We start from the raw sequence: 12,506 nt of genomic DNA on the forward strand, positions 1-12,506 counted from the left end.
CCAGTCGAGCCGAACACCTCTGGAGAGGGCGATGACCGCTTACCTGACGCATGTCGCCGATGTCCCCTTTCCGCTCGGCCGCCCTGAGAACCTTCCCACGCGTCGCGCCGAGCTCGTGCGGTACCGCGGGATTGCGGCGGCCGGGTCCGCCGCGCTGAACCACGAAAGCGCCGAGGAGCTGCTGGAATCCGTTCGCGCGACCCGGTCGAGGCTGGCCGTGCCGGTCGGTGCCGAGATCTCCGGCGACCCCGCCGAGTCGGAGGCCAACCGGGACAACGACCTCGCGTTCGGGATCGTGCGCACCGACGGAGACGCGGGCGCACTGCTGGTGAACGCGGCGCTGGCGGCCCTCGCCGGGGTGCTCGACCTGGCGGTGCGGCGGGGCGTCGGCGTCCCGCACTCGTCGTGGACCGACCTCGTCGCGGGCTTCCGCACGTTGTTCGACTGGTTCGCCGGCGTGGAGCGCGGCGCCGCGAACGTCCCGCCGGTGACGACCAGGCAGGCACCGGAACCGCTGGACGCGTTGCGCCGCTGGGTGCGCGGCCACCACGTGTTCATGGTGTTCGCCGAGGCCTGCGCCGTCGCACACGCCTGCGTGCGGACGTGCGCGGAGGACGACGACCTGGAGGGTGCGAGGACCGCGGCGACGGCCGCGACCAGGCTGATGATCGCGTCCAGGGCGGCGTTGCAGTTCGCCGGTGACGTCGACCAGCTGGAGTACCGCGAGGAGATCCGGCCGACGCTGATGCCCCCGATCGCACCGCCCAAGATGAGCGGCCTGCACTGGCGCGACCACGAGGCGCTGGTGGACCAGATGGCGGCGGCACGCGACGGCTGGGCGTGGCTCGCCGCACGTGATCCCCAGCCGCTGCACGACTTCCGGGTCGCGCTCGACGAGACCTACCTGGCGCACCAGGGGGTGTGCGAGCACTTCGTCGGACCGGACTCGCCGAGCCTGCTGGCCACCGCGCGGTCGTCGCGGCCCGCCGTCGGAGTGCTGCGCCAGTTCCAGACGCTGCGCGCGGAACTGCTGCCGGAGGAGGCGCGGTGACCGAGTTCTCCGTCGAGCGTGCTTTCGAGCACCTGCACGGCATCGCCACCGAACCCCACCCCGCCGGCTCCGCGGCGAACGACCGCGTCCGCGGGTACCTCGTCGAGCAGCTGACCGAGCTGGGCCTGGAGGTGCAGGTCCAGGACAGCGTGGGCGTCGGGGTCAGCACACCCACGCCGTACGGGCCGAGGTACCTGGGTGCCGGCCGCGTGCAGAACATCGTCGCCAGGCTGGCGGGCAGCGAACCCGGCCGTGCCATCGCGTTGATGTCGCACTACGACTCCGTGGCGCAGGGGCCCGGCGCCAACGACGCGGGCGTGCCGGTGTGCGCGATCCTCGAATCCGTCCGGGTGCTGAGCGAGCGCACCCGGCGGCGCGACCTGGTCGTCGTCTTCACCGACGGCGAGGAATGCGGACTCCTCGGCGCGCGGGCGTTCTTCGCCGAACACCCGCTGGCGAGCACGATCGACGTGGTGCTGAACCTCGAAGCACGCGGCGATCGCGGACCGTTGCTGATGTTCGAGACGACACCGGGCAACGGGCCGGTGATCAAGGCGCTGTCCAGGGCGAACCGGCCGGTGGTGACGAGCTCGCTCTTCTACGAGGTCTACCGGCGGCTGCCGAACGCGACGGACTTCTCCGTCAGCAAGGAACACGGCGTGCCGGGGCTGAACTTCGCGCACATCGGCGGGTTCGTGCACTACCACGGTCCGCTCGACGACATCGCGTCCGTCGACCGCCGGGTCCTGCGGGAACACGGAGAGCTGGTGCTGGGGCTGGTCCGCGAGCTCGACGGCGTGGCGGCACGGCAACTGCTCGGCGGTGACGACGTCTTCTTCTCCCTGTTCGGCAAGGTCGTGCGGTACCCCGTGACGGCGGCTGTGCCACTGGCCGTCGCCGCGGGAACAGCCTGGCTCGCCGTCACTTCCGGACGGCGTGCGGGCCTGCTGAAGGGACTCGGCGCGCTGGCGGGCAGGCTGGCCGCCGGTGGCGCCGGGGCGACCGCTCTCGCGTGGGCGCTCGGCAGGCTCAGCCCGGAGTTCCGCCGCAGCGGCGACTTCTACCGGTCGGACGACGTGTTCGGCGCGTTGGTCGCGTTCTCGGCGGCGGGCAGTCTGCTCGGCGGGGATCCCGGCCGGCGGGTGCTGGCGGCGAGTGCGCCACTGGCGCTGGCCTCCGGTGTGGTGGCGGCGAAACTCGCGGGTGGCAGCTACCTCACCGTCTGGCCGTTGCTCGGCGCCACCGCCTCGATCGCCACGTCCGGGAGCAGCTCCGCCGTCGTGCGCCGACTCGGTGGTGCCGCGTCGGCCGTGTCCGGTGCGGTGCTGCTGGGACCGTTGTCCCGCCTGCTGTTCCAGGGCCTCACACCGCGGATGTCCGGCACGTCGGCGGTGGTGCTGCAGCTGCTCGGCGAACTGGCCGCGCCCGCGGCCGGCGCGTTGCCGGCGAAAGCCAGGAAACGGCTGGCGATCGGTGCCGCGCTGACCGGTGCGGCTTTCGTGGCACGGGCGGCACTGGCTCGGCGCGGTGAACGCCAGCCGGAGCCGGAAACGTTGAGCTACCTGCTCGACGCGGACACCGGCACGGCGCGGTGGCTCAGCAGCGATGCCGGGCCGACGTCGTGGACCAGGCGGGTGCTCGGCGAACGACCGGAGCGCGGCACGCTGCCCGCGTACTTCCCCGGCTGGACCAGGGAGTTCCTGCACGCATCCGCTCCCGTGCTCGACCTGCCCGCCCCGCAGGTGCGGGTGTTGTCCGAGGAGGTCGTCGACGAGACGCGCGGCATCCGCCGGGTCAGTCTGGAGGTCAGGTCCCGGCGCGGGGCCCGGCAGATGTCGATCTCCGCACCGGATGGCGGCGTGCACCGCTGGGCCGTCGACGGCCGTGCCGTCACCGCGGAGCAGGCCGGCGTCGGTCGGCACGGGCAGGTGTGGGAGCTGTGGCTGCACGCGCTGCCGGACAAGGGTTTCCGGCTCGACCTCGATCTCCCGGCCCAGCCGGTGCCGGTCCGTGTCGCGGACCGCTCGGACGGACTGACCGGTGAGCTGCAGGACCGGCTGCGCGACGGCGGGCCGGAACCCGCCGGCCGCGGCTGGGCGCCCGCTTTGGACGTGGACTCATGGGGGAACGCGACCTTCACCCTCCTCCGGCTGGAGCTGTGACGGTGCGCGCCGCGTGAAGAGAAGGGACTGAGGTGTTGACAACTTTCGTCGGCGACGACGACTCCGTGCCGTGTCAGGTCGTGATCAACAAGGCTGGCCAGTACTCGATCTGGCCGCCGCAGCGACCTGTACCGGACGGCTGGGAACCCGTCGGCTTCGAGGGAAGCCGCGGCGACTGCATCGCCTACATCGACGAGGTGTGGGCCGACCCCACCGCGATCGCAGCCAGCGGCACGTGAACGCGCGCGCCATCCACCAGAACGCGACACCCGCCAAGACAAGGAGAACCGTGCGATGACGTCGACGGTCGACCGCCCCACCACCACCGCCGCCCCTCAGCTGCCGCTCGACATGGACGGGCTGACGTGGATCCTCTTCGGACACGCGGCGTTCCAGTACCTCAACGCCGCGTCCGAGCTCAACCTGTTCGAGACACTGCGCGACCGCGAGCTGACCAGCGACGAGATCCGGGCCGAACTCGGGCTCGCCCAGCGCGCGAACGACGTGCTGCTGCTCGGCTGCACCTCGCTCGGCCTGCTCAGCAAGTCCGACGGCCGCTACCGGTTGTCCGGCGTGCTGGCCGAGCTGATCACCACGGACGACTGGCAGCGGTTCAAGGACACCGTCGCCTTCGAGCAGTACGTCGTCTACGAGGGTCAGCTGGACTTCACCGAGTCGTTGCGCGCCAACACGAACGTCGGCCTGCGCCGGGTGCGCGGCAGCGGCCGCGACCTGTACCACAGGTTCGCCGAGAACCCGCACATGGAGCAGGTCTTCTACCGGTACATGAAGTCGTGGTCCGAGCTCGCGAACCGGCACCTCGTGGCGGAGCTCGACCTGAGCGGCACCACGAAGCTGCTCGACTGCGGTGGCGGTGACGCCGTGAACGCGATCGAGCTGGCGGCGGCGAACCCCGAGCTGCACGTCACGGTGTTCGAGATCCCGGCGTCCAAGGCGATCGCGGAGAAGAAGATCGCCGAGGCGGGACTGAGCGACCGCGTGTCGGTGCTCGACGGCGACATGTTCGCCGACCCGTTCCCGGAAGGCTTCGAGTGCGTGCTCTTCGCGCACCAGTTCGTGATCTGGACACCCGAGGAGAACACGGCCCTGCTGCGCAAGGCGTACGACGTGCTGCCGGAGGGCGGCCGGGTCGTGATCTTCAACTCGATGTCGAACGACGAGGGTGACGGCCCCGTGATGGCGGCACTGGACAGCGTCTACTTCGCGTCCATCCCGTCGGAGGGCGGCATGATCTATCCCTGGTCGACGCACGAGAAGTCCTTGCGCGACGCGGGGTTCCGCTCCGTGCAACGCATCGACTGCGCCGGCTGGACTCCGCACGGAATCATCATCGGCACCAAGTGATCCCGTGCGCCCGGTCCGTCCGCACCTCACTCCCCCCGGCGGACGGACCGGGTTTCCACTTCGCCTGAGCTTGGGAGCGACCATGCTGCCGAACGACGTCCGCCCGCACGCCACCCGCATCCGCGAACTGCTCTACGGGCATCTGGTGTCCAGGGCGATCTGCGTCGTCGCCCAGCTCGGTGTGCCGGACGTGCTCGCCGCGAAACCCCTGCCGGTCGAGGAGATCGCCACACGCGTAGGCGCCCATGCGCCGTCGTTGCGCCGCCTGGTGCGCTCACTCACCTGCTTCGGCATCTTCACCGAACCCGAGCCCGGCCTGGTGGCGCTGACCCCGCTGGGCGCGACGTTGCGCGACGACGTGCCGGCCACAGCGCGCCCGACCGCGTTGCTGCTGGCCGGCGAGATCGGCGCCACCTGGGCCGAACTGGCCGACACGATCCGCACCGGTGAACCCTCGTTCGACCTGATCCACGGCGGCTCGCTGTTCGACTACCTGGAGCGCAAGCCCGAGGTGCGCACCACGTTCGACCGCTCGCAGGCAGAGGGGCTCGCGCTGGAGCTGGACGAACTGATCAGCCGCGTGGACTTCACCACCCCGAAGTCCATAGTGGACGTCGGCGGCTCGGACGGCGCGATGTTGCTGCGCCTGCTCGAAGACGCCGCCCCCCAGGCCCGCGGCACGGTGTTCGACCTGCCGGGCACCGCCGCACTGGCCTGGCAGCGCATCGCCGAACACGGCCTGTCCGAACGCTGCGAGGTGCGGTCCGGCGACTTCTTCGAGTTCGTTCCGGACGACGGCGATCTCTACCTCGTCTCACACATCCTGCACGACTGGAACGACACCGACGCCGTGCGGCTGCTGCGGACCTGCCGCGCCCACATGCCTTCCACCGCCCAGCTGATGGTCGTCGACCTGCTCCTCGACGGCGGCCAGACCCCCGCGCTGATGGACCTGTACATGCTGTCGCTGTTCGGCGGCGACGGCGGCCGTGAACGCACGGCCGAGGAGTTCCTGCACCTGCTGGAGCGGGCCGGGTTCACCGGCGCGGTCGTCCGCAGGTTGCCCAGCGGGATGGGCGTCATCACCGCGAGCCCGGCCGGCTCCCCGTGACGGTGTGCAGTGAACCGTCGCGGAGCTCTCCGGCCGCGGTCATCCGTGTGCTGTGCCGACTGCCGTGAGCGGCAGCCGCAGCCGCAGCTGGAAGCCACCGTCGGGCATGGGTCCGGTGTGGAGTTTCCCGCCCAGCAGTGTGGCGCGCTCCTGCAGTCCGACGAGCCCGTGCTGCGCGCTGGGCAGGGCGAGGTTCGGCCGGGTGGGCCGGGTGTTGGTGACGGTGACGGTGAGGTCGGTGTCGTCGTGGCTGATCTCGATGCTCGCGCTGGCGCCGGGGGCGTGCTTGCGCACGTTGGTGAGCGCTTCCTGGATGGTGCGGTAGATGGCCCGTTGCACGGGTGGTTCGAGCCCTTCCGGCGCGGTGCCGACCAGCCGGGCGTCGATCGCGCTGTTGCCGATCAGGCGTTCGAGATCGGTCAGCGTCGGCTGCGGGGTGAGCTCGGTCGCCGGGGTGCCCGAGGCGCGCAGCAGGTTGACCATGTGGCGCAGCTCGTCGAGCGTGTTCACCGACAGCTGGCGCACGTTCCCGGCTGCCTGCTTGGCGTTCGGGTCCCGGGTGCTGACCATGAGCGCACTTGCCTGCACCGCGATCAGGCTCACCTGGTGGGAGACGACGTCGTGCATTTCGCGGGCGAGCTGGTTGCGTTCGCGAGCGAGGATCGCCTCGGCGTCGAGTCTGCGCTCGTGCTCCCGTGCTTCCTTGACCTCTTCCAGCCGCAGGGCCAGCTCGCGCCGGGACTGCAGGAACTGGCCGAGGAGGATCGGCGCGAGCGCGGTCATCGTGGAGTAGATGACGCCGAGCAGCGTGTGGAAATCCCAGATCGACGGGGCGAACTCCGACATCGGGAAGACGAAGCCGGCCGCGGCGAGGAGCCCGCACCCCGCGAGCAGCCGCGAGTCGCGATAGCGGCTGGAGACCACGTAGAGCGCGACGATCGCCGGAACTATCGTGCCGGGGAACAGCACCGCCGGCAGGGTCGCCAGGAAGGCCGGCAGCGGCCGGCGCTCGCGCAGCAGGAGGGCGAGCACGGCGATCGCGATCGTGACGAGCCCGTGCGGTTCGTCCTCGGCGATCGTGGTCAGCACTCCCTCCGCCACGACGACCGCGAGCACCGCGGCGTCGACGAACCGGCTGGACGGACGGGAGCTCATACCGGCTCCCCGCTGCCGTCGAGCAGACCGGCCCGCTGCGCGACGAGGGCCGCCTGCACCCTGCTGCCCACGCGGAGTTTGGTGAGGATGGCGCTTACATGGTCCTTCACGGTGCCGACGCTGACGTGGATCCGGGCGCCGATGTCGGTGTTGGACAGCCCCTCGGCGATCAGCACGAGCACCGTGCGTTCGCGTTCGGTCAGCAGCTCGACCTGCTCGGTGGCTGCCGAGCCCGCGCCGGAACCGAGGTAGCCGTCGACGACCGTGCGGGTGACCTTGGGTGAGAGCACCACACCGCCGCTGACGAGTGTGCGCACCATCTGCGCGAGTTGCTCGGGTCCGGTGTCCTTGAGGATGAACCCGCCCGCACCCGACCGCAGGGCCATGGCGATGTACTCGTCCGAGTCGAACGTCGTCAGCATCGCCACGACCGGCGGCGGCTTGAGACCCCGCAGCTGACGCAGGATCGTCAGGCCGTCCACGTCCGGCATCCGGATGTCCAGCAGCACGAGGTCGGGCTTGTGCAGACTGATCTCGCGCACCGCCTGCGCTCCAGTGGGCGTCGCCACGACCTCGATGTCTCCAGCCGCCTGGAGGATGAGGCGGAAACCGGTCCGCACGAGCTCCTCGTCGTCCACGACGACCACCCGGATCATGTCACGCTCCTTTGTGGATCCTGCACGCGTGCAGTCTCGCCGAGACCGGCACGGCGGCGCCATCCGGGAACCGGCGGGTCGGGCCTGGCCGACCGGCAGGTTCTGACCAGCCGGTCGGCCGGGGCTCAGCGGATGTGCTTCGCCGGCTTGGTGGCAAGGTTGAGCAGGTACTCCAGCGGTCCCTTGCGGAAGAAGCGGGACCAGATGAAGGCGAACACCATGGCGCCGAAGATGAACATGAGCACCGGCGTCCAGGACGTCTGGGACTCGGACCCGGCGGTCACACCGGTCGCGGACGCACCGGAGGCTCCGGACATCTGCGACGACAGCAGGAAGTGTCCGACGTAGGCGGTCAGGGACATGGTGCCCACGGCGATGATCGGTGCGGCCAGGCGCTGCAGCAGCGGCAGGCGATCGATGGCCATCATCGCGAGCACGATCACGGTGATCGCGACGCCGATGCAGCCGATGACGTCGAACGGCATTCCGCTGTGCGGTCCCGAGGTCAGCAGTGACCAGGCCGATCCGGTGGTGCCGGATGGCGGTGCCATGCCACCGATGGCGTCGGACTGTGCCAGGTCACCGGCGGGACCGAAGTCCTTCGGTCCCTTGCCCGTACCCGAGCCGCCGGGGCCCCTGACGCTCTGCATCTCCGCGGCTTCCCGGACGCCGTCGATCAGCTGTGCCAGCAGCCAGGAGGTGCCGTAGGCGAACACGGCGAGAGCGGGACCGAACACGGCCAGCCGCTTCCGCACGATGCCGGAGGACACGTCCAGCCGGCCCAGCGCCATGCCGGCGACGATGAACGCCATCCAGGGAATCGCGGGATAGAAGCCGGTGAGCACGAGGTCCAGCAGTCCCGCGCCGCCGAGTTGGGCGAGCGGGTCGTAGGCCTTCACGGCAGCCCCGACGGGCTCGGTGATCAGGGACTTGAGGCCGAAGGCCAGCAGCGGCCCGACAACGGCGATCCCGGCCGCGATGATCGCGAGCGTCCTCGCGCTCAGCCGCAGCAATGGCATGGCCAGCAGGAAGAAGAGCCCGTAGGAAGCGAGGATCACCACGTCGCCGTAGAACGTGATCATCACGGTGCCCAGGACGAGCAGGACCACGGCCCTGATCGCGATCCGGGCCTTCGCCTGCCGCCCGGCCACACCGGTCTTCGGCTCGAGGCGGCCGGCGATCAGCATCAGCGAGAACCCGGCGAGCGTGGCGAACAGGGCCGACGAACGGCCCTCCGTCAGGTGCCGCACCCAGGCGCCGATGCCGCTCGCGTTGGTCGCCGAGGGGCCGAGGTGCACGACGTACATGCCGAACACGGCCAGCGCGCGGGCCAGGTCCACGCCGACCAAGCGCCCCAGCGACGGGCCGGGCTCCGCCGGCGCGGCGGGCTCTGTCGGCGTTCGGGCTCCGGGAGGCGATGTCTCCGGCGCAGCTGAGGTGTCCTGCGGTGGTGGCATCTGTGTCATGCAACAACTTTGGCGGTGCGGTGGGTGGCGGGGCCATCCGTCAGGTCGGGGTGCCGACCCCGCCACCCGGCCGGACGTTTCCGGCCGATCGGCTCGGTCCACTGTGGCCGTTCAGGAGCGGCCGAGCATCCTGGCGGCGAGGCGGAAACCCTGTCGTGGGGTGACGTGAGGCAGGTAGGCACGGCTGACCGCGTTCGCGATGCGGGGCAGCGCGGCCGCGTCCGGACAGGCCATGTACATCGGCCGGTAGACCGGCTGGAACTTCGCCTTGAACGCGAACAGCGAGCGAAACCCGTAGACCGGTTCCATCACCTGTCCGGTGACGTCCAGCACCCGCTGCAGCAGCCGAGGACGTTCACCCCGGTCCAGCCGGGCCAGCGGTGCGCCGGACAGACTCAGGAACCGGGCGCCCTCGTTCTTCAGTTCCAGTGCGGCCGAGGCGATCAGGAACTCCATCGTGCCGCGGAAACCGTTGGCACGGCGGCGCATGAAGTCGAGGGTGTAGCCGATGACCGCGCCGTCGGAGTACACCGGCAGCCAGCTCGTGACGCCGTGCACGGTGCGGTCGGCGTCGATCGCGAGCAGGCACCGCACGCCGTCACCGGTGAGCTCCTCGAGGCCGCCGAGCGTGAAGCCCATCTCGGGCAGACCCTTGTCCGCCACCCATTCCGAGGAGATCGACCGGATCTGGTCGGTGATCGCGAACGGCGCGTCGGCGTAGGTGCACCACTCGGCGGTGATGCCTTCCTTGGCCGCCTTGTTCAACGCGGTGCGCACGTCCTGCCACTTCTTGCCAGCGCGAGCACACCGGCGACCGTTGCGGTGACGGGGATCGGCCCGTTGATCAGCGACAGGTCCATGGAAGTGGTCTGCCTTCTCAGCAGGGAGGTGCGTGAGAGGCGTCCCGAGGGGAAATGACGCCTGTCACGCGGGTCTCGTCGAGCGGCTGAGTCATCCCTCGTCGTCGCCGAAGAACTCGTCGGCCATGCTGCTGATCGCCATGCCGCCGAGCACGCCGCCCGCGGCACCGGCCGCACCGGCGGCGAGCATGCCGCCCATGCCCGCCCCGCGCCGTTGACCGTGCTGGTCGTGGTCGTCGTGGTCGAAGCCGCGGCGACCGTACCCGGGCTGACCGCCGTACCCGGGCTGTCCGCCGTAGCCCGCCTGTCCGCTGAAGGCGGGGTTGTGGCCGTTCTGGCCGCCGAACGCCGGGTTGTGAGCGGCACCGCCGAACGCGGGGTTCGGCTGGCCGCGTTCGGCGACCTGCGCGAGCCAGCCGCTGATGGCCGCGGCCCAGTCGGTGACCTGCGCCTCCTGGTGGGAGAGCCGAAGGTGGCCGGACGTGTCACCGCCCGACGAGAACCCGCCGCGGCGCCGGTCGGCCTCCAGGATCACGTGCAGCTCGTGCGCGGTGGCCACGAAGGTCAGCTCGACCTGGTTGACCCTGCCCGCGAACCGGGCCGGCGGGAAGAACTCGAGCTCCTGGTAGAAGCCCAGCTCGTGCGGCACACCGGGCAGGCGGCCGGCCTCGACGTCGGCGCCGCGGAACGAGAACCCGAGCTGACCGAACGCGTCCAGGACCTTGTTCTGCGAGGGCAGCGGTCCGACCAGCACCGGGTCGAGGTCGCCCTTGTCGGGGGCGCCCGCGACGAGCAGCTCGGTGCGCACGCCCACGCTCAGCCCCGGCAGGGCGGCACCGCCGACCGCGGTGATCGGCGTCTCCCACGGCACCGGCAGCTGGAACGGGATCGAGACCAGCTGCCCCGCGGGCACCCGCAGCCCCTGCTGCACGACCATCCGGAAGAACTCCGCGACGTCGCCGTGCTCGTCATCGCCGCCGAAACCGCCGAAACCGCGGAAACCGCCGCGCTCGGTCTCGACCTGGGTGACGAGGGACAGCACGACCTGGCCGATCTCGGCGTCCGAGCCGCCGCCCTGGATGCGGACCTGTCCGGTGATGGTCTGGCCGGGCACGGCGTGCGGCGAGTCGAGCACGGTGTCGACGGACGGCCCACCGATGCCGAAGGCGCTCAGCATCCGATTGAACATGACGAAGTCTCCTCTTTGGACGGATGAAATCAGTTCTGGTGCAACGTTGTTCAGGCGTTGGAGAGTCGTGTGCCCGCACGACCCCGCCGGTCGGCCGGGCAGGCGGAGTGGCACCGGGGCAGGTTGCGCGGTGGGCGTCGTCGAGGGGGTGGGGCGACGCCCACCGCGCGGGCTCGGGTTCGGCTGGACGTGCGTCAGCGGCTCAACGAAGTCGTTCGAGAAGACACTCTCTTTTCGCTGCAACGTCTTCCCGGAATGCCATGACACAAGTGTCGCGGATTTCGGCTAGGTGTCCCAGCTGCCGGGCGTCTGGAGCGACCCCGCCACCCGGCTGGAGCTGACTCCGCCGGGTGACCGGGTTCCACAAAGGACCTCGACGGCGCACGGGGAAAGTCGGGTGTGCCGAGCACCCGAACCATGTGACCCTGGCGACGTGCTGCTGAAATTGACGGGGTCGAGTTGTTCGGGCAAGTCCACGCTCGCCTTTGCCGTGGCCGACCGGCTCCGGGACGTCGTCGTCCACGACTTCGACGAGGTCGGTGTGCCGCGGGACCCCGACCACCATTGGCGCCACCGCATGACCGAGCTGTGGGTGCGCCGCGCACTCGAGTACCAGGAACGCGGACTGGACCTGTTGCTGACCGGACAATCCCCACTGGGTGAGGTCCTGGCGGTCCCCTCCGCACCGAAGGTGGACGGGATCGCGCTCTGTCTGGTCGACGTAGCCGACGAGATCCGTCGCGCCCGGCTCGCCTACCGCGACTCCGGCCGGTGGGACGCCTCGGCGGTCGACGCCTTCCTCGGCTGGGCCGCCTGGCATCGCGGACATGCCCGAGATCCTCGGCACCGCCCCGAGGCCATCACCAACGGCAGCGCCCCGGACATGGTCTGGCACCGCTGGATCGACTGGACCGCCGACGATCCCCGGTGGAGCACCCACACCCTCGACACCACCGACGAGCCCATCTCCCGGTCTGTCGACAAGATCGAACAGTGGGTGGTCGAACAGCGCGCCGCACACCGATCCGGCCGGCTTCCCCTGACACTCGGCTGGGTCGGTCGAACACACTCCGGATGACGCCGGCTTCAGCCCACAGCGCACGGCCGGCTTTGTGAAAGCTTGCGTTTCATCGATCCGCTGATGGCGCGTGTTCAGGTGGGACAACCGCGGGATTGGGGGCAGCGAGATGACGGTGGAGATCGTTGTGCACCTCAGCGGTCACCACGCCGGCGCCGTCGGCCACTACCAGCACGCCCTCGAGCTCCTCCGCGACCTCGGCCACAGCTACCACACCGCCGACACCCTCGACAGGCTCGGCCAGTCGCTCGCCACCCTCGGTCGGCACGAGCAGGCGCGGGAGGCGTTGCGGGAAGCACTGGGGCTGTACCGGGCACAGCAGCGGGTGGAGGAGATGACCCGCGCCCAGGAACAGCTCGACGCTCTCGGATGAGACCGCCAACTGCTGTTTTACTATGCCACTAGTAAACCAG

Annotated in this window: 11 protein-coding genes and 1 pseudogene; 7 read left to right on the top strand and 5 right to left on the bottom strand. The window is 70.4% G+C overall.

All coding sequences use genetic code 11. The features are described 5' to 3' along the window. The first annotated feature begins 31 nt into the window (after nucleotides 1-31). The 5 genes from G7043_RS30030 (at nucleotide 32) to G7043_RS30050 (ending at nucleotide 5,689) form a co-directional block, all read left to right on the top strand. On the top strand, nucleotides 32-1,051 hold the full coding sequence (locus G7043_RS30030) for a hypothetical protein (protein ID WP_166051301.1): 1,020 nt from the start codon (nucleotides 32-34) through the stop codon (nucleotides 1,049-1,051). After that, nucleotides 1,048-3,213 carry a M28 family peptidase gene (locus G7043_RS30035; RefSeq protein ID WP_166051304.1) on the top strand — a complete coding sequence of 722 codons (2,166 nt, stop codon included), beginning with the start codon at nucleotides 1,048-1,050 and terminating at the stop codon, nucleotides 3,211-3,213. The genes G7043_RS30030 and G7043_RS30035 overlap by 4 nt, the downstream gene beginning before the upstream one ends. A 32-nt stretch (nucleotides 3,214-3,245) precedes the next feature. Further along, nucleotides 3,246-3,452 (top strand): MbtH family protein, encoded by a 207-nt coding sequence (locus G7043_RS30040; protein ID WP_313888152.1) that lies wholly within the window; start codon nucleotides 3,246-3,248, stop codon nucleotides 3,450-3,452. A 55-nt stretch (nucleotides 3,453-3,507) separates the two neighbouring features. Beyond that, a complete protein-coding gene (locus G7043_RS30045; RefSeq protein ID WP_166051306.1) occupies nucleotides 3,508-4,578 on the top strand; it encodes a methyltransferase in 1,071 nt (356 codons plus the stop codon). A gap of 82 nt (nucleotides 4,579-4,660) precedes the next feature. Further along, nucleotides 4,661-5,689 (top strand): methyltransferase, encoded by a 1,029-nt coding sequence (locus G7043_RS30050; RefSeq protein ID WP_166051308.1) that lies wholly within the window; start codon nucleotides 4,661-4,663, stop codon nucleotides 5,687-5,689. A 39-nt stretch (nucleotides 5,690-5,728) separates the two neighbouring features. Here the strand turns inward: G7043_RS30050 and G7043_RS30055 are convergent, their stop codons facing one another. The 5 genes and pseudogenes from G7043_RS30055 to G7043_RS30075 all read right to left on the bottom strand — a co-directional run bounded on the left by G7043_RS30055 (nucleotide 5,729) and on the right by G7043_RS30075 (nucleotide 11,015). Continuing rightward, entirely contained in the window at nucleotides 5,729-6,844 is a 1,116-nt protein-coding gene (locus G7043_RS30055; RefSeq protein WP_166051310.1) for a sensor histidine kinase, read from the bottom strand. Further along, nucleotides 6,841-7,500: a response regulator gene (locus G7043_RS30060; protein WP_166051312.1), complete on the bottom strand. Its 660-nt coding sequence runs from the start codon at nucleotides 7,498-7,500 to the stop codon at nucleotides 6,841-6,843. Before G7043_RS30060 ends, G7043_RS30055 begins: the two co-directional genes overlap by 4 nt. Before the next feature lie 125 nt (nucleotides 7,501-7,625). Then, nucleotides 7,626-8,966: a DUF418 domain-containing protein gene (locus tag G7043_RS30065; protein WP_207311930.1), complete on the bottom strand. Its 1,341-nt coding sequence runs from the start codon at nucleotides 8,964-8,966 to the stop codon at nucleotides 7,626-7,628. A gap of 111 nt (nucleotides 8,967-9,077) precedes the next feature. Next, nucleotides 9,078-9,752: pseudogene (locus G7043_RS30070) on the bottom strand (bifunctional lysylphosphatidylglycerol flippase/synthetase MprF); the annotation flags it as partial. 165 nt (nucleotides 9,753-9,917) lie between these two features. Next, nucleotides 9,918-11,015, bottom strand: a complete 1,098-nt coding sequence (locus G7043_RS30075; RefSeq protein WP_166051316.1) for a sporulation protein — start codon at nucleotides 11,013-11,015, stop codon at nucleotides 9,918-9,920. A 433-nt stretch (nucleotides 11,016-11,448) separates the two neighbouring features. Between G7043_RS30075 and G7043_RS30080 the strand changes: the two genes are divergently transcribed. Both G7043_RS30080 and G7043_RS30085 read left to right on the top strand, forming a co-directional pair. After that, nucleotides 11,449-12,093, top strand: coding sequence for a hypothetical protein (locus G7043_RS30080; RefSeq protein WP_166051318.1), 645 nt, complete (start codon nucleotides 11,449-11,451; stop codon nucleotides 12,091-12,093). A 115-nt stretch (nucleotides 12,094-12,208) separates the two neighbouring features. Continuing rightward, nucleotides 12,209-12,466: a tetratricopeptide repeat protein gene (locus tag G7043_RS30085; RefSeq protein WP_166051320.1), complete on the top strand. Its 258-nt coding sequence runs from the start codon at nucleotides 12,209-12,211 to the stop codon at nucleotides 12,464-12,466. Nucleotides 12,467-12,506: the final 40 nt, after the last annotated feature.

The sequence above is a fragment of the Lentzea alba genome, assembly GCF_011067745.1.
GTDB classification, from domain to species: Bacteria; Actinomycetota; Actinomycetes; order Mycobacteriales; family Pseudonocardiaceae; genus Lentzea; species Lentzea alba.

Coding starts and splice junctions, on each gene's coding strand:
- G7043_RS30065 (WP_207311930.1), bottom strand. CDS start 8,966: ATGACACAGATGCCACCACCGCAGGACACCTCAGCTGCGCCGGAGACA.
- G7043_RS30030 (WP_166051301.1), top strand. CDS start 32: ATGACCGCTTACCTGACGCATGTCGCCGATGTCCCCTTTCCGCTCGGC.
- G7043_RS30075 (WP_166051316.1), bottom strand. CDS start 11,015: ATGTTCAATCGGATGCTGAGCGCCTTCGGCATCGGTGGGCCGTCCGTC.
- G7043_RS30045 (WP_166051306.1), top strand. CDS start 3,508: ATGACGTCGACGGTCGACCGCCCCACCACCACCGCCGCCCCTCAGCTG.
- G7043_RS30050 (WP_166051308.1), top strand. CDS start 4,661: ATGCTGCCGAACGACGTCCGCCCGCACGCCACCCGCATCCGCGAACTG.
- G7043_RS30060 (WP_166051312.1), bottom strand. CDS start 7,500: ATGATCCGGGTGGTCGTCGTGGACGACGAGGAGCTCGTGCGGACCGGT.
- G7043_RS30055 (WP_166051310.1), bottom strand. CDS start 6,844: ATGAGCTCCCGTCCGTCCAGCCGGTTCGTCGACGCCGCGGTGCTCGCG.